General features: G+C 37.3%; 22 protein-coding genes. 17 read left to right on the top strand and 5 right to left on the bottom strand.

The window, feature by feature from the left end:
- Window positions 1-429: 429 nt before the first annotated feature.
- From LEP1GSC190_RS19220 to LEP1GSC190_RS19200, 5 genes are all read right to left on the bottom strand, one after another.
- Window positions 430-4,893: an LIC12048 family lipoprotein gene (locus LEP1GSC190_RS19220; protein ID WP_237578406.1), complete on the bottom strand. Its 4,464-nt coding sequence runs from the start codon at window positions 4,891-4,893 to the stop codon at window positions 430-432.
- A gap of 1,222 nt (window positions 4,894-6,115) precedes the next feature.
- Window positions 6,116-7,450 (bottom strand): hypothetical protein, encoded by a 1,335-nt coding sequence (locus LEP1GSC190_RS19215; protein WP_002746223.1) that lies wholly within the window; start codon window positions 7,448-7,450, stop codon window positions 6,116-6,118.
- A 393-nt stretch (window positions 7,451-7,843) separates the two neighbouring features.
- Window positions 7,844-8,788 carry a ParB/RepB/Spo0J family partition protein gene (locus LEP1GSC190_RS19210; RefSeq protein WP_002746254.1) on the bottom strand — a complete coding sequence of 315 codons (945 nt, stop codon included), beginning with the start codon at window positions 8,786-8,788 and terminating at the stop codon, window positions 7,844-7,846.
- Window positions 8,789-8,793: 5 nt separating this feature from the next.
- On the bottom strand, window positions 8,794-9,666 hold the full coding sequence (locus LEP1GSC190_RS19205; RefSeq protein ID WP_002746315.1) for a ParA family protein: 873 nt from the start codon (window positions 9,664-9,666) through the stop codon (window positions 8,794-8,796).
- A 365-nt stretch (window positions 9,667-10,031) separates the two neighbouring features.
- A complete protein-coding gene (locus LEP1GSC190_RS19200) occupies window positions 10,032-10,427 on the bottom strand; it encodes a helix-turn-helix domain-containing protein (RefSeq protein ID WP_002746303.1) in 396 nt (131 codons plus the stop codon).
- 882 nt (window positions 10,428-11,309) lie between these two features.
- On the opposite strand from LEP1GSC190_RS19200, the gene LEP1GSC190_RS19190 reads away from it, so the two are divergent.
- From LEP1GSC190_RS19190 to LEP1GSC190_RS19110, 17 genes are all read left to right on the top strand, one after another.
- Window positions 11,310-11,642, top strand: coding sequence for a hypothetical protein (locus LEP1GSC190_RS19190; RefSeq protein ID WP_002746211.1), 333 nt, complete (start codon window positions 11,310-11,312; stop codon window positions 11,640-11,642).
- 59 nt (window positions 11,643-11,701) lie between these two features.
- On the top strand, window positions 11,702-12,049 hold the full coding sequence (locus LEP1GSC190_RS19185) for a hypothetical protein (RefSeq protein ID WP_002746319.1): 348 nt from the start codon (window positions 11,702-11,704) through the stop codon (window positions 12,047-12,049).
- A 14-nt stretch (window positions 12,050-12,063) separates the two neighbouring features.
- Window positions 12,064-13,536, top strand: a complete 1,473-nt coding sequence (locus tag LEP1GSC190_RS19180) for a helix-turn-helix domain-containing protein (protein ID WP_002746265.1) — start codon at window positions 12,064-12,066, stop codon at window positions 13,534-13,536.
- The gene (locus LEP1GSC190_RS19175; protein ID WP_002746258.1) at window positions 13,533-13,754 is read left to right on the top strand and encodes a hypothetical protein; all 222 of its coding nucleotides are present in this window, start codon (window positions 13,533-13,535) and stop codon (window positions 13,752-13,754) included. Before LEP1GSC190_RS19180 ends, LEP1GSC190_RS19175 begins: the two co-directional genes overlap by 4 nt.
- Before the next feature lie 9 nt (window positions 13,755-13,763).
- Entirely contained in the window at window positions 13,764-14,018 is a 255-nt protein-coding gene (locus LEP1GSC190_RS19170) for a hypothetical protein (protein WP_002746278.1), read from the top strand.
- A gap of 164 nt (window positions 14,019-14,182) precedes the next feature.
- Complete coding sequence (locus LEP1GSC190_RS19165) at window positions 14,183-15,079, top strand: helix-turn-helix domain-containing protein (protein ID WP_002746201.1); 897 nt, start codon at window positions 14,183-14,185, stop codon at window positions 15,077-15,079.
- Entirely contained in the window at window positions 15,076-16,011 is a 936-nt protein-coding gene (locus tag LEP1GSC190_RS19160; RefSeq protein WP_002746311.1) for a DNA-methyltransferase, read from the top strand. Before LEP1GSC190_RS19165 ends, LEP1GSC190_RS19160 begins: the two co-directional genes overlap by 4 nt.
- Before the next feature lie 4 nt (window positions 16,012-16,015).
- The gene (locus LEP1GSC190_RS19155; RefSeq protein WP_002746195.1) at window positions 16,016-16,630 is read left to right on the top strand and encodes a hypothetical protein; all 615 of its coding nucleotides are present in this window, start codon (window positions 16,016-16,018) and stop codon (window positions 16,628-16,630) included.
- Window positions 16,584-18,014: a PBSX family phage terminase large subunit gene (locus tag LEP1GSC190_RS19150; protein ID WP_002746316.1), complete on the top strand. Its 1,431-nt coding sequence runs from the start codon at window positions 16,584-16,586 to the stop codon at window positions 18,012-18,014. The genes LEP1GSC190_RS19155 and LEP1GSC190_RS19150 overlap by 47 nt, the downstream gene beginning before the upstream one ends.
- Before the next feature lie 78 nt (window positions 18,015-18,092).
- On the top strand, window positions 18,093-18,437 hold the full coding sequence (locus LEP1GSC190_RS19145; RefSeq protein ID WP_002746302.1) for a hypothetical protein: 345 nt from the start codon (window positions 18,093-18,095) through the stop codon (window positions 18,435-18,437).
- A 3-nt stretch (window positions 18,438-18,440) separates the two neighbouring features.
- Window positions 18,441-19,412, top strand: a complete 972-nt coding sequence (locus LEP1GSC190_RS19140; RefSeq protein WP_173380646.1) for a hypothetical protein — start codon at window positions 18,441-18,443, stop codon at window positions 19,410-19,412.
- Between the two features lie 4 nt (window positions 19,413-19,416).
- Window positions 19,417-19,962, top strand: coding sequence for a hypothetical protein (locus tag LEP1GSC190_RS19135; RefSeq protein ID WP_002746281.1), 546 nt, complete (start codon window positions 19,417-19,419; stop codon window positions 19,960-19,962).
- Entirely contained in the window at window positions 19,941-20,186 is a 246-nt protein-coding gene (locus LEP1GSC190_RS19130) for a hypothetical protein (RefSeq protein WP_002746298.1), read from the top strand. Before LEP1GSC190_RS19135 ends, LEP1GSC190_RS19130 begins: the two co-directional genes overlap by 22 nt.
- A complete protein-coding gene (locus LEP1GSC190_RS19125; protein ID WP_002746291.1) occupies window positions 20,183-21,295 on the top strand; it encodes a hypothetical protein in 1,113 nt (370 codons plus the stop codon). Before LEP1GSC190_RS19130 ends, LEP1GSC190_RS19125 begins: the two co-directional genes overlap by 4 nt.
- Window positions 21,296-21,302: 7 nt before the next feature.
- Window positions 21,303-21,719 carry a hypothetical protein gene (locus LEP1GSC190_RS19120; RefSeq protein WP_002746275.1) on the top strand — a complete coding sequence of 139 codons (417 nt, stop codon included), beginning with the start codon at window positions 21,303-21,305 and terminating at the stop codon, window positions 21,717-21,719.
- Between the two features lie 6 nt (window positions 21,720-21,725).
- A complete protein-coding gene (locus tag LEP1GSC190_RS19115; RefSeq protein ID WP_002746293.1) occupies window positions 21,726-22,589 on the top strand; it encodes a hypothetical protein in 864 nt (287 codons plus the stop codon).
- A 61-nt stretch (window positions 22,590-22,650) separates the two neighbouring features.
- Window positions 22,651-22,872, top strand: a complete 222-nt coding sequence (locus LEP1GSC190_RS19110) for a hypothetical protein (protein WP_002746270.1) — start codon at window positions 22,651-22,653, stop codon at window positions 22,870-22,872.
- The last annotated feature ends 5 nt before the right edge of the window (window positions 22,873-22,877 follow it).

Raw genomic sequence — 22,877 nt, 5'->3', positions numbered from 1 at the left:
CGTTTAAACATAGATTTGAAATCAAAATCGAGACACTCAATTGTCTAAAAATCCGTAAAACAAACTCTCAAATATAATAAAACCTCAATCGTTTGAAGACAAATTTTCCTTTCAGCGTTTTAACCCCGTTATACTACCTTCTAAAAATCTTGGAAATGGGTATGTTCCCCGGAGACTTTTTTTGTAAATGTTCCGACAGGAATCATACTTCGCGCTTGCAAAAAGTATGATTTTGTGGTAGAGAAAAATCACCCGAGTTTTCCCACCACCTCACCCCCCACCCAAAGAAGGGAGGGGCCGAGTATTACAAAAAATTGTAGTAACTCCGACAAATTGAAATTTTTATATTTATATAATTTCATTTCCATTTCTAAAAACACAATAGGCGGCTTTATTTCTAAAAACCGCCCATCCCTCTAACGAAACGTTTTAGTACTTGATCTTCGCTCGGATCGTAAAGTCCCTTTCGATCAAAGGAGACACAAAGAAGTTATTCAGACCGTATTTCAAAGCGCCCGGGTTGGCAAGATCTACTTTGTAACCTCTAATTCTCTGTTGTGTTTTGTCTTGAGAAAGCCAAGTCACAAGTCCAAAACCGTTGTCTACAACAGCAGTTCCCCTGTATTGAACTCCTTCGTTTGTAGTACTGATCTGAAATTCCTTCGGACCGTCTACTGTAAATGTGGATAGATCGCTGACTCTACCCCAATTGGTTCGTCTTGTCCCATTGACTTGATCCCAGGTGGTTAAAATTTTATTACCCGTCAATACGGAGTTAACAAAGTTTCTAGAATCCACATTGGCCTGAGCCAGAGACAACGCATTCGGATACAATAACTGTCCCGCTTGCAAGTCTAGAACCTTTAAGAACAAATCCTTACCGTTCTTTCTATATGTAAAAAGTCCTCTATCTCCAAAACTATTGAGTTTAAGAGAATCCACACCTCCGGATTCCACTTCAATATTCGAAGTTCCTAATAAATTGGAATTCGAAGTATCGATTCCTCTTCCTAAAATCATCCCGTCGTTTCTTCTCCAAAGTACCATTCCTCTTCCCGTAGCAGCTCCTACTTGTAAGGAATCCACGGGCCTTGTGGCTTCGCTGACAATGGTCTGAGTCGAACCGATTTTGGCTCCCGTACTCAGGTTGTATACCGAGCCATAGGTAGTATGAGAATCGCCACCGGATGATAGTCGAACATTCCAAGCATACACAAGGTGGTTGTTGTCGTTTGCGTTTGCTGCAATGTCAATTTGATAAACTGGTGTAAGACTTGGAAATTCACCCCAAAAATAACTGGTTCTAGTATTTGCAAAACTCCAAATGGAAATATTCCCTCCTTGAAAGACACCCGTATCTAAACGTAAAATACGAGCATTAGCTTGATAAGTTTTAATTTCATCAAAGGTACAACTATACTGCATGCAATAGGTGTTGAGATCCATGTAAGGGTTTGGCGAAGCCGTTAGCGTATATTGAAATGTAGTGGTAAAGTCGTTCCAAACGATCGCAGCTCGATCATTTCCAATACTAACATCAAAGCTATAACCGAAAGGAGGATTTCCCGGACTTAAAAAATAGAATCCGACGCTACTCGGTTGTAGTCTGGTTACAACCAAGATCTCACTTCCAACTGAAGCCAGTGTATTCAAATCTTTGACAATTGCATAGATATTGTATCCACTTTCCCATACAATCACCGCTTTCCCATTCTTTGCTTTGACTACAAAATTATTAGTAGCTGCAGCACTGTTGATGTTAAACGGATTTCCGATCGCTTGACCTGTATTGACCTGGTTATATCTTCCAATCAGAGTTGTGCCTTGTCTCCAAACAGTCAACGCAACGTCCCCGTAATTCACTACAGATGGATGATCCAAACTCTGAGCATTCACGTCCGCACTGATCGGAAAATCAGTGTTTGTACTTTCCAAACGATACGACTTACCACTCGGAGCCGTCAAACGAACCAAACCAGAATACAAGAAATTGCTAAAGTCACCGCCATCGGCCCAGGAATTCCAAAGCGCCACACCTTCGTTGAAAATCCCCATCCAATTGAGAGAATTAAGCTCCGGAGTAAAACCCAAACAAGAACCGGGATGGAAAGGAATCGAAGAACAGTTAACGTTACCGCTTGAAACAAAAGGTTTGTATTGAACCAGATCAAAAGAGGTGGAATTAAAGGAAGAATTCACAAAATTGTTCCAGTCGGTCGTAAACCCTGTATCCATAGAAAGCCTGACATCCGGAGAAGTCAAAGTTCCAGGCACATACATAGAAGTCGTTTTGGGAGCGTCTATTTGAATCAGACGATCCAACTGAACGTCAAAAGAGCCGTCCTGTGCCGCAGGTAAAACCTGAACCACTTTGTAGTTAGTGGAATCTCCTTGGATAAAAAAGTTGTCACCTACGTTTACGGAACCGTAAGAGCTCGCCACTTTCACAAGGCTTGTACCTTTAACAATCGGAACACCCGCTTCTCCTTTTAACTTACGAACCTGGGAGAAGTGCAAAGGCCAGATCGTTTTACGATACGCACTATTCAAAGAAGGCCGAACATACAATTTAACTAAACTGATCGCAGGATCCACAGAAGTACTCAAAGTAGGAAGTTGGACACAAAGGGTATACGTCTGGCTGATAAAATCCAAAGTAGTCCCGCAGTTTTTCAGTTTGTAAGGATCGTTCGAACTCAAGTCCTTAATGACGTGAAACCAATCCGTACGATTCCCGCCAAAACCCAGACTGATCTCAAAATCGGCGGCTTGGTTGATATTGTAACGATCCGAAGACACTTGAGGATTGTAAGTGAAATTCGTGAAGTATTGATACGGTCCTGTGTCCACCGCAGAACCGAAGTTAGGCGAAAGATATTTCGTTTTGTCTAATTTGATTTTTAATTCAATCCTTTCTCCAAAACCAACCTCGCCTAAATAAAGGGAATTCGTATCCGGATAATAAGGATGATTTCCTAAAATTTTAAGATCCCATTTCGTATTCAAAGGATAACCGTTTCCCGTTTCCAAAGGATTGGTTCCGAACTTCTGTTCCACTTTGATAAAGTCCTTAAAGGAAATGTAAACTAAGTCGTAGTTATCACCCGCCCAAATGACGGAATCCACACCCTTTAAAACAGGAGCCGCAGACGCACCTCTCCAAGGATCAAATTTACGTACACTTCCGGAGTCGGTCCAGTAGTCCGTGGGAGAATAAAATTTACCCTTGGAATAAATCGCCCAAACTCCTGAGTTCGTTTTTTCGGCTTCCGTCCATTGGCTATACGGTTTTTGAACACAGGCGGTTCTTGTAACACCATCCGATCCCGTACTCGTTTCATCCGCACAGGGAAGGTTTGTACTAATTCCTCCAAAAGATTCGATCCCTTTTAAATACACTCTGGATTCCGCAAGAGTTGGAGCCGATTCCGACAAGTCTATTACATAATCCTTAAATGTAATATTCTCACCCGAACAGGAAATTCTTTCCAAAGCTTTTTTTAAACTGATCCCAGGAGAAAATACGTCCGTAGACTTTGTGTTACACGGATTGGATACGTTCGGTGTATCAAATGCGGTCACACGATACATCTCTCTGATTCCGGGTCCGTACACTTTTACGAGTGCAGTTCTTCCTTTCGCGTTCTCTTCGATGATCTTTAGATTGTTTCCAGTAAAACTCAATAAAGACGATTTGTAATTGGAATCCGCTACGTGAGTCATGGTATAGTCCACGATCATGATCTTAGGTGTATATCCCGCTGCGATCGCCTTTTCCACTTCCGATGTATTCAAATTCGTTAATTCTACTACGTAAGGGCCAAAGTCGGATCCTCCATATACTTCCACTTCAAAAAGACTGTAGTCGTCGTTTCTCAGTCTAAAAGAAGACATGGGAACCAGTTCCCCTCCGGGTGTTTCAAACATCAAAGAACAGAGTATATTCGATATTTTTACGGGCATATTGACTGATAGATTTTTAATATACAAAGCGGCTCTGACTACTCCCGCATTCGGTTCTACCGTGGATGTTTCGTTGATCTTAGAGGATTTATCGGATCGATACTTTCTGGCTTTGTTTGTGGACGAATCCGATTTTAAATTCCAAGCGTCCCGATCGATATTGTTTTTAAAAGGCCGATCCGCCCATTTGGTTGTAGTTGAAGACGTAGCATTTTTTGCGTTCCAACTGTCTCTAGTACTGTTGCTGTAGTTCATACCCACAGAAACAAGTCCCATTCCAAATCCCGAATTCATTCCTGCGGATATGCTTCTTTCGTGGGACAGTCCCGTTTCCGTTTCTGAACTAAAAGAATCCTGAAACTGTACGGTTCTTTCATTCAACTCGTTCTGGTGTATTTTTTCGGATCCTTCGTTTTTAGAAGCTTCAAAATCGTTTGAGTTGATTTCACTTACGATCTGATCGCTTTGGTTGCTTGAGTTTTTTAAGATCTGTATCTTTAAAGTCACAGGAGGTGCGATCGTTGTTTCAATTTGCGGATAGTCCGCCACCCATACGTTAGTCAGTGTTTCGTTTTGATTTAAGATCCCGTCTCCGTCAAAGTCGTTTACTATGTTTGTACCCGTTGGATCGATCGTTCCCATCAGAGCGTTGGCGTTTACCGATCTTCCCGGAGGTAGATTAAAAATTGCGTCTACGGGTGTTACTGGAGTGGATCCAGTTCCTCCTGATCCGGAGTTACCCGGTTTTACAGGCACACCTTCGTTGTTCACTTGGGTCTTTACAGGTTCCGCGGCCAGCCAAATCGCTCCCGCCAGATCCACGTTATCCATCGTGTTATGGTCCTTTTCCAACCAACTACAGGTCGCAAAAAGTGGTATGAATATTAATGATATTAAATGAATATACGACACCCAACGAACTTTCAACATCTTTCACCTCTTTGTTTTACGCTTTTGATTTCTTACGTCCTCGTCCGATATACATTTGTTAGCTGAAAACACATTACGATTCTTATATCTATGCTACAAATGGAAAAGACGAGAAACGTCCCAATTACAAAAGTTTCATTTCGACTATGAAAAAAATAAGCCCCGTTGTGACCACAGCATTTCAAAAAATTCTGTTTTTTTGTGATGTTACTACTAAAAATGTATCAAATTTTTGATTGAATTCGAGTACGTTCTACCGATTCCGCCAAATGTTTGTTATGGATACTAAGTTCTTTTTGTTTCAAGTTGTATGAAAACGAATTTGATTTTCACGTCTTTGATTCTTATTTAAATTCATCTTATAACAAAGAGTGCTGAAAAATCAAACGCCTGCAGTTTGAGGTCATTTAGAACAGGATACTAAAACTATCAATTACTACTCGGACGTTTGAAAATGGCACCAAAAAGGAACAGGCGGTTTTTGCAAAAAAAGTCTCACAAAATTGCGAAGGATCCGAAATTGTAGGCTTTTTTGAAGAAGATCGAATATTCTAACTTTTGAATCAAACTTACTACGGTATTCTTTTCATGCGTCCGGATAGTAAATATTCTAGAAACGAGGAAGCAACCGGGGACTACATAATAGTACTGCGTATTGTCGAACGAAAAAAATCATCACAAAAAATTCTTCGTCCCCTACCCTATGGATTTCTGTCGTCGGAGGTTCTACCGTGCAAACACACTCTAACCGATTACGACAAATCGTACCAACTTCTATTAAAACGGTACGGCTGCCTTTGCACTCTACACTCCCACCGATTCCGCTTATTCTATCGGTTTTCAAAACCCGATGCCAGTATTTGGACTTTCGTAAACACGAAATATATTCTTACATCCGCTTAGGCAGGAAGAAGCTAAAAAAGGAAAACTCTTTCTGGGTTTGATTTCTATCTTTACAATAGTTTTCTGCCTCTAACCGCTTCTATAAAATCAATGACAGAAATTTAACGAAATTCTTTTTTCTTACTTTTCGTCGATCGGTGAAACTTCTTTCCATCGCAAAGGTTTGCCTTTCTTCGTCTTGAATTGAGTGTACCTATTTCTCGTTTTTTTGTTACTCATATCTCTGGCTACGGAAAGAGTCTTCTATTGCAAGGCATAGATCTACTCGTGTAAAACTGTTAAATAATGCCCTACCCTACTGATCCCGAAAAGATTTAATTTACATAAGGATCCTTTCAGGTCTTGCTTGCGTTTCAGTTTTGAATTTGTTTTTTGTATTCTTGCTTTGAAAGAAAACGTAATCGTTTGTTATTTGACGACCCATTCCTGTCTGATTTTGTAAAGGTGCTGATACTAACTGTATATTGCAAGATTTCCCCTTTCCTAGTTTTGCAAGTGCCTGCATAAATTCCTCATGTGAAAAAGTTTCTTCATTGCGGTTCACATTAGCTTCTGAATTTATACTATTAGATTTTTCCTCCAATCTGGTTCCGTTTAAAAATTCAACTGGTAGAAACACATGAACTTCCTCCGTAAAATACTTCGTAATGATCATCTGTAAAGATTTCGGCACTGTGTTTAAAATCAAAAGTGTTCCGTTATCTCTAAACTGGACTTGAACTCGTTTCAGAATTTCGATACTGGATCTGGTTAACCGTTTCGATGACCAGTTTAAGAAACTCTCCCAAGTGGGGTCTTGGTATCTCCGAGCTACGCTCGAGTTCTGTTCTTGAGAAACGTTCTCTCCTTCTGTGGGCTGTTTCGCTGTGTTTGAATTCGCTTGTAAAAGCGCATTGTATGTACTTTTAATTCTATCTTTGTACGAGTAGGATGATGCTATATTCACCGGTATGGAATTCCAAAAGGTATTCGTTTTGTATTTCTCTTTGATATAGATTAGTTTTCGGATTGTTTCCAGTATTGTCTCTGGTGAAATTTCAGAATTCTCATTACAGAGTTTTTGCCAGAGTTTAATTTTTTCTTTTTCTTTCTCCGGAATAGAGTCATATTCACCAAACTCGTTCAATATAAGAGTTTTTGCATGTTCAGCGATATTTGACCATTTAATTTTAGAAGAAGATTTTTCATTATTTTTATTACTCGTTGTATTTGTACTTTGGTTACTAAAACAACGCTCCGTACCCTCGTACGGGGCTGCTCCGTACTCCTGGGAGCCGCTCTCTAGGATTTCAATACTAGGCAGCCTAGTATTTTTTTCTTGGAATTTTGATAGGTTGTATTGATATCTCTCCATTTCAACGGCATTACTCAGATTCGAATTGAGTATTCGGTAATGTCCGTGAAATGTTCCAGCGACCAGGTATCCTTCCGCCTTCATTTCGCGGATATACTTAGAAACTGTAGTTTCAGCGAGTCCTACTTTTCTACCGAGTGATTTGTTCTTTGCAATACAACCGCCAAGCCCCCGCTTTTTTCCTGCGATATCTAAATCGGTGATTCTAGATAATAATTGTCGTTTGGCCCTTGTTAATGGTAGTGACTCGATTACGTTTGATATAGTAAACGCACAACTTGTGGACAAAGCTTCACCCATAGTCTTTTATTCCCTTTTTACGGTGCCGGACATAGCGCGGGCGCAGCACGGTAAAAGTTTGAATTACCCTACTCTATTAAGAAACGGGGAACTAAGGTCAGGCATGAGCCTTTTCGGTAGGTCCTCGATTCACTGTTAGTGGCCTAAGTGGTAGTGGCCAATCTTAGTTATGTCGCCTAAGATATTTTGGACTAGAATCAGGTACGAAACGGGTGTCAAGCAAAAAAGAGACATAATTTATTATTTTGAGATTTAAATTTGAGAAATTGACCTGCTTTGACTACCACATCTCAGCAGGTCTATTAACAGTGAATCGTGGTGAATTTCGATTCAATACGACATTAATAGTTTGCCAATCAAGTACCAGCACTTTTTAAATAAAAATAAAAAAACTTAGGTTTTCTTTTTTTTATTTTGAAGTTCATCAAGGAGCTTTTGATTTTGAGTTATTCTTTTTTTAATAACGCTTATCAAATCTTTGTCTTTTTGGATTTTTTGTATTAATAACGTTATCCTATATTTTTTATCTAATTGCTTTTTGGTCTCATCGATTGCTGTTGGCTTTGTAATCGTTTTTTTAAGATTGTTTGCAAAATCCTGAAATTCAATCCTTGTAGGCAATTCGGTAGACTGTAATTTCGGAATAAGCCAATTGGAAATTTCTTTTGGGTTCGATTCAATGTGTGGTTTTAATTGCATAATCAGTGAAGTGGGAACTTTATTTAGTAATGTTATAGACGGAACAATATTCTTGGATACAAGATCATCGGCTAACTTGGCATGAGCTAATTTTTGTTTAACCCACGACTCTGATTTCCCAAATCGATTCATAAGCTCGGTTACTGTATAGTTTTTTCTCTCTTTGATTTCGGATAATGAAAATGCAGATTCTAGATCTGATAAGTCCTCTCTTTGTAGATTTTCTGTTAATTTGTATTCCGGTATGAATTCGTCTTCTATATAATCAACATCGTGAACAAGGGCTAAAATAAACTCTTCTCCATTTAGAGTCATTGCGAGTTTTCGTCTCTCACCCGCTATTAAATTGAATCTTTTTCCTGCTTTTTTTACAACTATAGGCTGAATTAATCCTTGTGCTTTTATACTTTTTGCGAGTCCTTCGATCGATTCTTGTATAAATGTTTTGCGTGGATTATTTTTTGAATCTATTAAAGATATTTTTATCTTTCTTAATTCCCCATTCTGACTGTTTAAATTGGCTAAGTCTTGTAAAAATACATTTGCTCTTGAAGGAAGACGTTCTTCGGCTTTTTCGAGCTCTATTTTACTGCCCGTAGCTGTTGACAAAAGGCTGAAGATTTCTCGTTTTTTTGCCATAAGGTTTACTTGTCGTATGTTAAGGACAACTGGGTGTCTTTTTTAGATGGTTTATTTAGGTGAAAATTCAAAATTGTATCAACTAATCGGTCATAATGTTCTGAGCCTATAGTATTTGGTTTAAAGGGCTCACCATTTTCAGTTCTGTCGTCCATTTCTTGAATATATGGTATTGGGTCGGTAACTATTGGACATTTTACTAAATCAAAACCAACTTCCTTTTTTTTGAGAAGAGAAAGAATTTCATTATAATTTTGGAGTTGGTCTAGGATTTGAATAGCTCGTGCGGAGGGCTGTTTGGCTTTTCCCCATTGTACTGGAACTATAAACGATTCAATGGTTCTGCCAGATTGAATAGTGTTGAGAAATTGTTGTGCCTCGTTTATTTTTTTTAATACTCTTTTTATAGTCCTTGTTGCCCACTTGGAAGGTTTAACGGGAATTAAAACATAATCAGCTGCCATAATAGAGGATATTGTTTCCGAAGATCCGGAACCAGGAGTATCAATAATCACATAGTCATAATCTGAATTTCGAAGAATGGAGCCAAGCTTTGGAATGAGTGATTGATTTTTTGTCGCATGATATGCGAAGTCTTCCATTTCTAAAGACGACACTAAAACATCGATTCCATGTTTGCTTCTAACAGAATTTTTAAGCGTAGTTTCCCCTCTTATCACTGTAAAAGTATTCGCTTCGTCGAAATCTTCAATGGGTGTATCGGGAAAAAAAGCATCGGAAAAATCGGCCTGCATGTCAACATCGGCTGCCAAGGTTTTCCCATTTTTGGAGATAGAGATTGTCAAATGAAATGCGGTAGTTGATTTGCCGGTTCCGCCTTTTGGGTTTGTGATTGTAATAACAAATTGTGGTGGCATATTGCAATTTTGGATATAAGACATAAGTAGAAAAGAATTTTTTTTTAAAGTATTAATTTTGTAAAGTGCAACCTGTTGTTCTTAATGGGCGTTTAGTTGTTTATAGTGAATAAATAAGCCAGCCTAGAGTAAGGGAAGTTTATATTTCAAATAAAATTCTTTTTCCATTAGCCCAGGAAGCATCCACAACAAGAGAAAGAATCGGGCATACAAGAATATAAGAATGGAATAAAAACCGAACAGAACCAAAGCAAAAAACGCAGGACCCATAAAGAAAAAATCCCCCGATAAAGTCCTGTAAAACTTTTGTCTGAACTCCGACTCCGAAATCAAAGCTACAAACGGGTTTGAAGCGGTAGAATCAATTACCTAAATTTTTGAACAAAAAGATTTAAAAGATCCAACAGGACTCTTTTGTCTTCTGCGACTGGATTGTGCGGAAGGATTTCTAAAATAGGGATGAGGTCATAAGCTTTGAGCTTATTTAAAATGGACCGATGGGATGCGATTTCGGATAAAGGTTTAGAATCTTCAACTTTCGGATTGCCTTTCCCGAATTCTAACCAATCTCTACTGTACCCAAGGATATGTTCGACTTTAACCAGAAAGTGGCTGCTAAGAGAAATCGCCCCGCGCTTCGTTTTGTAATAAGTGCTTAAATCCACCTCTAAAATTTCAGCAATTTCTTTTGGCGTTTTGCCAAGTTCTTCCTCCATTAGTAAAAATTTCTGAGTAATATTTTTAACCTTTTTTTGTTTCATAAATGGGAAAAAATCCTAAATTAAAGTATACAAATGGGAATCATTCCCATTTATGGCAAATATAGAGCATTCCTGTGCTAACCACAGGAAAAGACTAAAGAACTGAAATAGTCTCCTATTTAGGAGAAAAAAGAACGAAAAACAACATACGGCATCGAATTGAGTAACTTCGAGTTGAAGAAAGTCATGTGAATTATCCATTAAAGTAAGCGAATATATAAACGAAATCGTAAAGATATTAGTTCATTAAAGCTAAAAAAATCAAAAACAAAACTACCAAATTGATAAATTTGGGCCCATTTTCAAAGACACTAGCACAAACAAAAACGAAGTATATTAGGAAAATATAAATTAATTGTGCCCAAAACAACAGTTTTGGAATCAAATTAAACAAAAAATGGCCCAATGGACCCCATAAATTATTTAAAAATCAACCCGATAGGGGAGGGCGCAAGCTATTATGAAGTCTACGACTCTAGGACCGATGTGATAGTTTACGGCCACTCTTCGCGTACATGGTGTATCGATTGGGTTATCGAAGAACATTTGAGGTATATAGTCAAAGAGGGGATGAAAAAGGGGTAGGGGAATGAACGAACTTTTAATAACAATTTTAATCATTTGGGGATTCTATATCGGATTCTCAATTTACCGATATCGATTTAAGCGTCAGACTCCAAGACAGATACTAACGGAAATTAATAAAAAATACGCGAAATCTAAAATAACATCAATTTAGGAAAAATTAGTTGGAACCTTTAAACGAAATTCCGAGACAAATGACTCGGATAGAAATTACAAAACGAGCTCGATTAGAATCAATTCTCTATCGATATAATTGGACGAAATTGAAAATCCTAACCGTATATTGGAGGCGGCCGTATGAAAAAGCTCCGGGCGATTCGAAGTTACTATGCAGATAAAATAAACGAACAGTTTGGCGCGGACGGGGATTTCTTGAATGATAAAAGGTTAGGGCCGGCCGAACTGGGACTGCTTTACAACGCACTTTATCTCAGACCGCAAACAAATTACTCCGTAAATGAACTTTCTCAATACACTGGGAATACTGCAAACGAGACGAATGAGATATTAAACAATCTGAATTTGTTTGGGTATTCGGAGATAATTCACTTTAAAGATCCGAACAAAACAGAGTTGGAACAGAAATGGATCATCCAAGATAAGAGTTTCGAAAGATCGATCGTGAGATAAAGAAGTTAAGCCCATCTACAAAAATGCAAAAATAGAAATCACTAAAAAAGGAAAAATAGTTGGAACCAATTGAGGCAAACAATCCGGATCTAGTAGACCGGTTACGGATTCGGAATAAAACGAGAATTGAAATCCTGTTATACATAAACGATTTCAGAGAACAAACAACGGACCCTGGACTTTATAAGAACTTAAGAATCCCCGACTTTGAAATTCGAATCGGGGAAGCGTGTTTAAGCTTTTTGGATCGAGGAAATCTATTTTATTATACGCATTCCGTAAACGATGCTGAACGAGTACTGAAATACATTCAAACGAAATGGAATGAGGAAAAGAAAAAAGGAATCGATATACCGTTTTCCCGTTATTTGCAAGTAGCCTCCGGTCGAAATCACGAAGCCGCATAATAAGAGTTTAATGTATGAATGAGAATCAAAGAGTGTATCGGGTATCAAAAGACCGGAACTTCTCGATAGTCAAAAATAATTTTATCGATGATAGACGCTTAAGCCTGAAGGCAACCGCAATTTTACTTCTTGCCTTACGTTATCCGGATAACTGGAGAATGTCCGTAAAAACGATGACTAAACTGAAATCCGACAAAGAGTCAAGTATCTCATCCGGGTTTAAGGAGTTAGTTGCCTTTGGATATGCAGAGTACCGAAAAACTCGAAATACTGTAACCGGTAAATTTGAATCGGGTTGGTATTTTTTCGAAGAGTCTCAAAAACCAAACGTTCAATCTGTGCCGAACCGTTCTAAAAAGGAGGAATTGAAACAAGGGGAACTTTTTGCAGAAGAAGAAATAAAAAGTCCTGGAGTGGAAAATCCAGGACCGGATTTACCACTCTCGGAAAGCCCGCACCTGGAAAATCCAGTCGCGGTAAATCCAGGCCTGGAAAATCAATCCCTATCAAATACTATATACCAAGGACTATCAAAACAAATACTCTCTTCTCAAATACAAAATACTTCTAGAGAGTACCGCCTGCCCGCACAAGCGCACAGAGAAGAACAAAAGGAACTTTTAATAGAAAAAGAAATAAAAATTCAGAGAGAAGAAAATCATAGAATCGATTTACCACACTTGGAAAACCCGCACCTGGAAAATCCAGTCGCGGTAAATCCAGGCCTGGAAAATCAACCCCTATCAAATACTATATACCAAGGACTATCAAAACAAGTACTCTTTAATCAAATACAAAATACTTCTAGAGAGTACGGCCCGCCTGCAAAAACGCACAGAGAAGAACACAATCAAGATCAGCACAAACAAAAAGAGAATCCACGTTTTCAATTTCCGGCTGCTTGGCTTATTAAATTTCAGGATTACTATTTAAAAGAACATGGAAGTGAAATGGGACAACCGGACTCGGAACTAAAAGCATTAAGCTCACTCTTTGAGTTTTCTAAAGGGGAATGGAACGTTATTGAAAGTAAAATTCAAATCCTCATCCAACTAAGAAAACAAGATCCCCAGTTTTGGTATGAGCAGTCTTTGAGTCCTGAATCCATCTCTAAGTTTTGGTCTAGGTTATTTGAAAGAAAAGTAAAACCTACTGAAAAAAATCCAAAGCGAAATGAACAACAAAATAAATCATTACGAACTGAATCCAAATATAACGAGAGTAAGACGATCCAAGAAACACCCATAGAAGAGTTAAACAACCTAGATCCTTACAAATGTTTTTTAGTGTGGGGTAAGACAAAGTTGTTTAAACAACAATTAGAATATTACGAACAAAACTCAGATCCTCTCAAATACGAAGGAACGAAAAAGATACTGTATGAAAAATTCGTAAACGAAGTGTATCCGGATCTTATTCAGAACTCAGAAATTAAAAAGACTACAATTGAAAATGGGAAAGAAAATTCGCAGGGAAGTGCCGCATGAGCCGTTTAAATTTAACCAACCAAAATGTACTAGAACCGATTTCGTACAAGAAAGAAAAAGAATATAAAGTTCCAAAACCCTTAGAAGAAACAGATACGTTTTTTGTGAGAGAAAAGGACGAAGAACACCTCTATATGGACCGCCGTGATGCAATCAGATATATGGATGCAATCCGAATACTAAAATCCCCAAAGGTTGGTTGTGACGACGTGGCGTAAAGTGTTAATATGGACCAACGAATAGAATATCATATCTACAAACACATTCAACCAACAAGCACCTCCCCAAGAATTTGGGGATCTGCGGGTCATGAATATTTTACCGGAAACGACGGCTTAAAAAGAGCGATTGAGAAGGCTATAGAGTTACAAAAAACCGCACCTTTAGGAATCGAGTATTCCGTACAAAAATACGTATATTCGAGAAAGACGAACTACAGACCCGTAAAAACGAGAGTTTGGAAAAACGGTAAAGCGGCTTAAAAAAGAGGGAGAAGATTAATCGCCAAAACTAACGTGGGGATAATAAAAAACGCGTAATCATACTTTGTTAAAACTACATCCGTAAAAATAAAGAGTCCTTATTTTTTTTTAAGGATTAAAAAAAACGAAAGGACTCTTTTAAATAGAAAAAAATAACAAAGGGTATGCAAGAATTACCATTCTTACACGAAATCAAAAACAATTTAAAAATAGAACAGATACCGATTCACAAAATTAGGTATCACGAAAAAAATAACGAGTTATTCCAAAAAAGAAAACCGGAATATATAAGGGAATTATCTAGTAACATACAAAAAGAGGGGCTACACGAGCCAATATCCGTAAAATATGATTTTCAAAATGACAACTATCTCTGTCTATCAGGAGAACATAGGGTAGAGGCGGTAAAACGACTAGGGTGGACCGAGATTAGCGGATATAAAGTCAATCCGGAAGACGAGTTGAGTTATTTGATCCGAAGAAATATATTAAAACCTCATATAGGGCACAAGGCGAGGTTAAGGGTGTATAAGATCTATTGTCCTGAAATACTCAACCTCAAATTCACGAATAAGAATAAAATAGAGGAAGTTTCCAAAAAATTATCCCTCTCCCTACAAACGATTCAATCGGATCTAAAAAAATTCCACAATCAAAACTCGGAAGTCGTGAACTTAGAGGAGTTGGAAACACTCTGGTCCAAAAAGAGGATTAAAAATCTAAGGATCAATCTCTCAGGATTATCTAACGGGAACTATCTCTTAAACGTAAGCGGCAAAAATCTAAGTTATGAATGGGTAGGAAAGTTAAGAAATATAATCCACGAAAGTGCCAAGGCGGCGAGATCTGTCTGGTATGATAAAAACTTTAAAGAAGAAAACCTAGAAGCCGCACAACAAATCAGACAGCTAAGAATAGACGCAGGGCTTACACAGTTTCAGCTGTCACAGGCATTGGGGTATTCACAGTCCTACCTTGCGGAACTGGAATCGGGAAAGTGGCAGTGCTCTGAAAACCTGTTCGAGTCGATTGCTAGTTATTGTTACGAGAGGATCGCATGAATTTTGAAATCCTACAAGGCGATTCCTCAAAAATTTTACAAGAGTTGACGTATGTTCCCGGATACAGAAACAAAATCGATAGCTTAGTAACCTCTGTTCCCTATTTTCAAAAGAGGGATTATTTGGAAAAATTACACCCTGAAAAGAATCAAGAAATCGGTTGTGAAAATAGTATCACACACTATCTAAAGAATTTAGAGAAAGTGTTCAAAGAGGCTAAAAAACTACTGAAAATCAATGCAACGGTATTCGTAAATATAGGAGAAACTTTTAAAGGGGGAAAGGCATTAAAAATACCGAGTCAGTTTATTGATATGATGGAGGGTATTGGATACTACTATATACAGGAAATCATTTGGGCAAAATCGATCACAACCAAAAACGGAAATATAGGTTCTTGTAAACCGGAGTCCGTAAATCGTAGGTTTACGAATTCGCACGAATACGTATTGTTTTTCGTATTGGATTTAAAGAAATTTTATCTAAATCTTAAAAACGTATCGGTTCCACTTGCAGTCAATGGAATCGATCCAAAAACAAAACTGGAACAAATTTTAGTAAAGAATTCAAAGTCACTTAAAAATTACGAAGTCACAAAAGCAGAAAATCCAACTCTTATTCAAAAAAGAATCTTAAGAAATAAAATCAAAGATAACGAGTTTACCGCAAAAAGAAGAAGTGTCTGGCAAATACCGACTCCAAATTCCAAAACAAGGCATACGGCAGTGGGACCGATCGAGTTGTTTGAGATTTGTATATTAGCGGGAACTAAAAAAAACGGAACCGTCCTAGATCCTTTTACGGGGGAAGGAACCGTAGGAAAAGCTTCTCTAAAACTAGAAAGAGACTTTTTGGGAATTGATTTAGACGAAAGGTCTTGTATAGAGGCTAAAAACAATTTAGAAGAAACGAATATGATTTTAGTGTCTTAAAAAAATGCCGAAAATTAAGAAAAAAGCCAAAAAAGAACCGGCTAAAAATGGAAAGCTAAGGATTAAAAAAAGAAGTGGGGTCAAAAAAAACGTAATTTTTTCTGAAAAAGAATTAGAGATTTTACGTAAGGAATACTTACAAGGGACTTCAAGAGAAAGTATCTGTAGGAAATACGGCCTTGGTTACAAACAGTTGGACAATCTGATACGATACAACTCATGGAATACTGATCGTAAGGAAATTTCAGGAAATTTAAGGGTAGTTTCAGACCTCCAAATTTTGACGAATTTGGCCGATGCAATCACAAAAATCAATATGGAGGCGACCAAATACTTAGAAATTTACAAATCAAGAATGACAAATCCTAAAACTTCGAATTTAGAATTATCAATTTTAAGTAAATCAAGATACACACATATAAAAGAGTTACTCCGATCTTTATCGGTCCCTGATACAATTCGAACGGAACAAAATAACTCGGAAGAAAAAAATCAAGTCAACATTCAAATCGTAACGGGGGTAGGGGAAACGCCCGGAACGGTTGAAAAGTTACTCGGTAAAGATCATGTAGGTGTCAAAAAAACAACTACAAGAAATCAAATACAAGAAGATACATAAAAATGTAATTTCGAAAAAATCGATCTTTTCCGAAAAACAGTGTACTGCCTTAGAAGAAGACTGGGCGAACAGTAACATTCAGGAAATCTGTTATGACGGCGGAGCCAGAAGCGGAAAAACGTACCTTGTCATAAAATCGATCCTATCCCGTGCGTTTTTGTCTAAGGAGTCTCGTCACTTAATCGCCAGATTTAGACTCAATCACTTAAAAATGTCCGTATGGAGACAAACGATCCTTCCTTGTATCAAGGACATGGGATTTAGAAGGGGGAGGGACTATGAACTCAATGAATCCGAATTAATCATCACTTTACAAAACGGTTCCGAAATCTATACGGCCGGTCTTGACGATTCCACAAGAGTGGAAAAGATCATGGGAACCGAGTTTAATACGATCTTTATAAACGAAGCTACACAAATTTCCTATTCCACCTATCAAAAATTAAAAACAAGACTCTCATTCGTAAGACCGGATTTAAATAATAAAATCATAATCGATTGTAATCCAAGAAATCGTTACCACTGGATTTACAAATATTTCGTTTTAAAACAAGACCCGGAAACTTGTGAAACACTAAGTATTCAAAGAATGGGAAAAATGAGCCGGAGGTCTTGGACTCCACTTGATAATCCATATCTAACCGAAGAATATAAACTACTGTTATCGGAGCTCACAGGAATCGAAAGGGATCGGTTGTATAAAGGGCTATGGGTGGATGTAGAAGGACTTGTCTATAAAAACTACGAACAAGCGATCGTAAAACCGTTCGAGATTCCACAAACTTGGGACAGCGCGGGTGTGGTTGATTTTGGATATACAAATCCGTTTGTGTTTCTCTGGCTTTATTATGATCAGTCCAATGAAACTTGGTATTTAACAAACGAACACTACCAAACAGAAAAAACGGTAAGGGTACACTGTGAAACATTAAATAAAAGTAAAAAACCGAACCTCTTTATCATAGCTGATCATGACTCCGAAGACAGGGCCACTATGGCGGAATGTGGTTATTTAACCATAGCGGCTGAAAAGGATATAGCCACGGGAATTCAAGCCTTGATCAAACTTTTAGAAGCAAAAGAAGGAATCAAATTAAGAATTTTTGATACGTGTGTACATACCTTAGAGGAATTTTCCATATACTCTTGGGAGGAACCAAAAGAAGGAAAAAACCCAAAAGAAATCCCGATCAAATATAATAATCACGCAATGGATGCACTTAGGTATTTCGCACTGAAAGTTGTGGGAAAATCTAACCTAATCATAACCAGAAAAAAAGAGGACGTATTAAAAGAGATTCGAAGACAAAAACCAGAGACGCTTGAAAATTTAAGAAAAGAGATCCTGAAAAGATATGGGGTAGGCCAAAATTTTCTAAGGTAATCCTATACTTTTAAAACCCGATAAGATGAAAGGGGAAGTATATTCGAATTTAAGTTAATAAAACGTAGGAAAAAACCAATGGAAGAAACGGAAAATAAATTCGAACTATCAAAATGGATCGTACAATTGGAGGAAAAAAACAGACAAATTCTATACGATCAACTTACATCCGGGGTCTTAAATAAAGAACCAAGAGACACGTTATTTTATGTTTTTTTGATCAAGTTATATAAATATTTAGATGAGAAGGGATTTAGGCCCGCACAAGAAGAAACCCAAATTTCAAACCTGGTTTTAAATCTGAAAGAAACACGAAGACAAACCCTCTATGATAGTCTAGTATCATCAATATCTAATATTTCCGACAGAGACACGATTCTCCATATATTTCTTTGGAAATTGGATAAACTACTTACCCAATAAATCATGAAAAGAGAATCCCCACTCTCGGAATATAGGGTACTTAGGGAATTAAGTTATGCCTTACTCTATTATTTTTTAGGTCTGCAATATACAGTATTAGGTAATCATAATTTAGAGATAATCGTCCAAAAATCACTTTGGTCGGATGTGATGGGGGTTTTAAGAAGACGTTTTTTCGGGGAACTACTATCAAGACCTACCTACTATCCTAGAAAGCTTGAAATCAAACCTGATCCTTTTACGGATTATAGCTCATATTCAAAAAGAAAAGACAGGTTAGAATTTCCCCAAGGTGTTGTTAGACGAGAGGATTTAGAGACAACGGATCAGGAAATTTTTGATTTTTTGGCGAATGACTGGAATCGGATCTATTTGGAACTCAGGGATAAAACGTCTATCCTTGGATATATAGCACAGGCTTTAATTGAAAAAGGGGAGTATGAAGACGATCTAAAAAAAATGACACTGCCTGAATTTTCAGAAACCTCCAAAACATACAATTTACCCGGACTTGAGGATATAGACGCACTTAAAGAAACACTCCATCTAACCGACGAACAAACCTACGGTCTACTCTATGGAAAATCAAAAGGAGCAGAGTGGCTTGCGATCTATGATCATAACGGGGAAAGAAAAGGTAAGGCGTATGAGCTCATCACTAAAACGTACAGGGAACAGATCGCCCAATGTCTGGAAAGAAACGCAACCGAAGAGGAAATCCGAAGTTTGATGCTCTCACCCGACGACACAGAAATCAAAAAAGCTTTAGGTTTATTCGAAGAAAATATCTCGGAAGAACAAAGAAGTAAAAGAGAAAAAGAATACGAAGAGTTAGTCACAAATCACTTAAACCGGGACATGACTCGTTTTGCATACACGGAACTATCGATAAATTTTAACAACGGAAAACTACTCTACCTTATAAACGAAAAAAATACTCCTTCGTATGTAAAGTTTGGAGGAGGAAACTACTAACAATTTGGCGAATACAACTTTACGTCCTGTCAGTTGTGACAAGTGTCTTGAATTTAAAGGGCTAGTCGCGCGGGTTTTTATATCCGAAGAACATTTAAACGATCCCCAATATATGCAGAGCCTAGGACTCAAATTTCTAGGAGGTGATAAGTTTAGCGGAGATCCAATCACAAATATAGCGGTATGGCTCGGAAAAAATAATGCAAACCTAAAATTCAAAGACTATCAATTCTGTTGTCCGTTACACCCAAACTGTTCCCATGAATACGAAACATTCACATTCAAAGAAACGGACGAAGACGACGAGGTTAGTGAAATATTTAGACAAGGTAAGATTAGAGACGCAAAAGAAAGGCTGAGAACCGATGAAATTTTTAAACAAAACATGGAAGCAAACAGGGAAAGAATCCGATTAGAAAAAAAATACGGCCCGATAACAAAGTCTGATGTAATTTACAGGGTAGGGACCTGGGAGGAACCTACGTGCGCTATGGAACCAGAACGTTCCTGGCTCTCAAATTATATCGCTTGGAAACTAAAAACAATCTAACAGGAAACGTAATTCGTTATATCCCTTGGAATCGTAACGTCAATAAAGGAGGTTACGGCTTTATCGAATCAAATGGTAGGGAATATTTTTTTAACGCTAAATATTCATCGATCAAAAACGAAGACATAACGATTGGTTTAAGGGTGGAATTCGAACTTAGAAAAGGTTACGACAAAAAACATCAAGAGTTCGTAACCCAGGCTACAAGACTGAAAAGGGTTTGAGAAAAACGGGCAAAGGGGGTATTTCCCCCTTTAACATCACCACAAAACCGAACGTTTTAACCCCTTTAACTAATGAAGAAATGTTGGAGAGAAGAGGGGAGTCTTGTCTTTGGTATAGACTGACCCCCTGTCCCTGTCCGACAGAAGAAAGACTTCCGGATTGTAAGTTTTGTTATGACGGACTCATACGTAATTTTCAAGAGACCTTGGAAATAAAGGAAGAACTAGCCTACAAGGTGGAACATAACCGGGTATATACCCGGTTTAGTCCCATTCATAAAGTTCATAGTTTAAATCTTATCTCAAGAGAAACCCATAAACCCCTGACGATTAAAAGGATATACGAAGATTATATCGAAGTGGAAGAAGCATTAAAGTTTTGGAATGCAGTTTTACTTCACTATGAGATTTCCATGATCGAGGAAATCACGGTGGAAGCTTTTGGAGAGAACGAATATTCTCTTTCTCCTAAATTACCATTAGGTGCAATCGTAGGAGTCGTGGAAATTTTTAAGGTGAATGATTTAGGAGAGACAAGTTGTGTGGAATGTTCCGGTTTTACACTCAATTCGATCCAGTTTCCAAATAGGGTCAACGGACTTTTTCGATTAAAACTGAAGATTATATATCCGGTAAAGGTAGGATACAAGACATTCCGTAACGAACAGGACGCAAAAAAGATTTTTGGAAATAGCCAAATAACTTTTAACGATGGCGAACTTATGGCCGTAATGGGTGTAGGATATAACTTGAGCCAAGGGGATATAATCACCTTACTTGTCTCTACACTCACACATTCTGAGTTTATCCCCTATCAATTCGGTAGCTATGACAAAGTATCCTATTCACCGATTAGAAAAGTGGAAAAAATCATCTCAAAAGAAAAGTCCTCTATTAAAGAACACATTCAAGGACAGGACTTTCAAGTTTTTGGGGATTCTAAAATCAAGTGGAAGAACGACAAACCTAAAAACGGATATAGTATCATTTACGAATATCATCCTAGTTTTAGAATTACCGGCTTTATAGAATCCGGAAGCGGAGAGGATAGGGACAAACCTAAAATATTCAGGATGAAACCGCTGTCCAATTTAAATACGAGAGAATAAAAGTAAAATGAAACAGGTATGTAAAAATTCACTAAAAGAAATATTAGTACAAATCAGGGAAAAACTAAAACTACTATTTGTTTTTCCAATTTATCTTTTTGGAATGATCCGGCTTGCGGTTACTATATATTATCAAAAATTAATGTTACAAACTCAAAATCCAGGTCAAGTGATGTTACTCTACTATGATCCAAGAACAATCAATACTTTGAATATAGTGGAAAAATTGGAAAGGTTAGTCGTAAAACCGTTTCGACAAATTCATAAAATAAATCCAATCGTTTTGGTTTTACCCTATGGAAACAATTTACAAACCGGAAGTATCAAAGCTTTTTATTCCTCTCTCGATAGGGACCAAAAAAGAGAATTTAAAAAAGTGATCTATGAGGATAAAGAAATCATAACCCCTAAAGATATTTTGTAAGATTTTTTGAAGGTATTACAAACAGAAGAAATTACAATTGAATTAGCGGAAATCATTTTAGATAAGGTCCACCTTGCCATGACAAAGGAAAATACCTATTGGCAAGATACTGTCATGGATGATGACAAGGAGGTTGGAGAAGAACTTTACTTACTTCAAAAATCTTGTTTAAAAAAAGTATTTCAGTCTTCCAAAAAAACTCTCTCACCCCAAGCAAAAATAGCACTCTCTAAAGAATTCAAAAATTTAGGTGCTTTGGATTTGGTAGAGATCCTTAAAAACACAAATCTAGAAAATCAAGAATCCGATGACTTTCTTCTACAAAAATCCTCTCTATTAGAGGAAAATGCGATAGTAGTAAAAATTGAAAATGAAAAGGGAAGTTATCGGGAAGGGTTTGATTCGAATGGAAAACGTTGGAAGTGTAAGTTATTTTTTGACTATGGATATATACAAAAATCTAGCGGTGACGAAGGTATAGGAGTATTTCTTGGGCCTGAAAAAAATAAGAATACATACTACCTAATCAATCAAAAAGACAAGGATGGAAACTTTGACGAGCATAAATTGATGTTAGGGTTTAGAAGTGAAAAGGACGCTAAAAAAGCATATCTAAAACACTATCCTAAAAATTGGAAGGGTCTTGGGAGTATTGTTGCATTAGACGAAGAAGGGTTTCAATTTTTTTTAAATAAAAAGGATATTCCAAAAGAATTTATAAACCCAAAAGTAGAAATTTTAAAATCAAAACTTTTAGATCTACGTTTTATTTTAAAAAAGGAACGTAAATATTTCCAAAACATAGAAGTCCAAAAAACGGAACTCTACAAACTACTTAAGTCCATAACAGACAAAACTAAAAGAAATTGAGGATAATTCCATTTCTTTTTTAGTCAACCGATACCGAATATTTTGAGTATATTAAAAATATATGAACCAGGAACATTTTATACACCACCCGGAAGTTTTACATTTAAGGGCCCTTCTTGTGGAGGGGCTGTATTTTCAAAAATTAACTCATTCTATTTTTGATGATATTTTAATGAATGTAGACAAAAGATTTAAGGATAGAGATAGGCTTATAGAGTTTATAACAAAAGAGAATTTGCTCGGGGACTACGAAAAGTTTTTGCAACAGAAAGAATGCGAATAATTGAG

The sequence above is a fragment of the Leptospira mayottensis 200901116 genome, assembly GCF_000306675.2.
In the GTDB taxonomy this organism is placed as follows: Bacteria; Spirochaetota; Leptospiria; order Leptospirales; family Leptospiraceae; genus Leptospira; species Leptospira mayottensis.
Note: the sequence above shows the minus strand (reverse complement) of the source record. Positions and strands in the feature narration are given on the sequence as shown.

Excerpts from the sequence above, each read along its gene's own strand:
- LEP1GSC190_RS19145 (WP_002746302.1), top strand. The coding sequence starts at position 18,093 with ATGGAAGAAACGGAAAATAAATTCGAACTATCAAAATGGATCGTACAA.
- LEP1GSC190_RS19215 (WP_002746223.1), bottom strand. The coding sequence starts at position 7,450 with ATGGGTGAAGCTTTGTCCACAAGTTGTGCGTTTACTATATCAAACGTA.
- LEP1GSC190_RS19200 (WP_002746303.1), bottom strand. The coding sequence starts at position 10,427 with ATGAAACAAAAAAAGGTTAAAAATATTACTCAGAAATTTTTACTAATG.
- LEP1GSC190_RS19180 (WP_002746265.1), top strand. The coding sequence starts at position 12,064 with ATGAATGAGAATCAAAGAGTGTATCGGGTATCAAAAGACCGGAACTTC.
- LEP1GSC190_RS19205 (WP_002746315.1), bottom strand. The coding sequence starts at position 9,666 with ATGCCACCACAATTTGTTATTACAATCACAAACCCAAAAGGCGGAACC.
- LEP1GSC190_RS19165 (WP_002746201.1), top strand. The coding sequence starts at position 14,183 with ATGCAAGAATTACCATTCTTACACGAAATCAAAAACAATTTAAAAATA.
- LEP1GSC190_RS19220 (WP_237578406.1), bottom strand. The coding sequence starts at position 4,893 with ATGTTGAAAGTTCGTTGGGTGTCGTATATTCATTTAATATCATTAATA.
- LEP1GSC190_RS19170 (WP_002746278.1), top strand. The coding sequence starts at position 13,764 with ATGGACCAACGAATAGAATATCATATCTACAAACACATTCAACCAACA.
- LEP1GSC190_RS19160 (WP_002746311.1), top strand. The coding sequence starts at position 15,076 with ATGAATTTTGAAATCCTACAAGGCGATTCCTCAAAAATTTTACAAGAG.
- LEP1GSC190_RS19175 (WP_002746258.1), top strand. The coding sequence starts at position 13,533 with ATGAGCCGTTTAAATTTAACCAACCAAAATGTACTAGAACCGATTTCG.
- LEP1GSC190_RS19190 (WP_002746211.1), top strand. The coding sequence starts at position 11,310 with ATGAAAAAGCTCCGGGCGATTCGAAGTTACTATGCAGATAAAATAAAC.
- LEP1GSC190_RS19110 (WP_002746270.1), top strand. The coding sequence starts at position 22,651 with ATGAACCAGGAACATTTTATACACCACCCGGAAGTTTTACATTTAAGG.
- LEP1GSC190_RS19140 (WP_173380646.1), top strand. The coding sequence starts at position 18,441 with ATGAAAAGAGAATCCCCACTCTCGGAATATAGGGTACTTAGGGAATTA.
- LEP1GSC190_RS19120 (WP_002746275.1), top strand. The coding sequence starts at position 21,303 with ATGAAACAGGTATGTAAAAATTCACTAAAAGAAATATTAGTACAAATC.
- LEP1GSC190_RS19155 (WP_002746195.1), top strand. The coding sequence starts at position 16,016 with ATGCCGAAAATTAAGAAAAAAGCCAAAAAAGAACCGGCTAAAAATGGA.
- LEP1GSC190_RS19210 (WP_002746254.1), bottom strand. The coding sequence starts at position 8,788 with ATGGCAAAAAAACGAGAAATCTTCAGCCTTTTGTCAACAGCTACGGGC.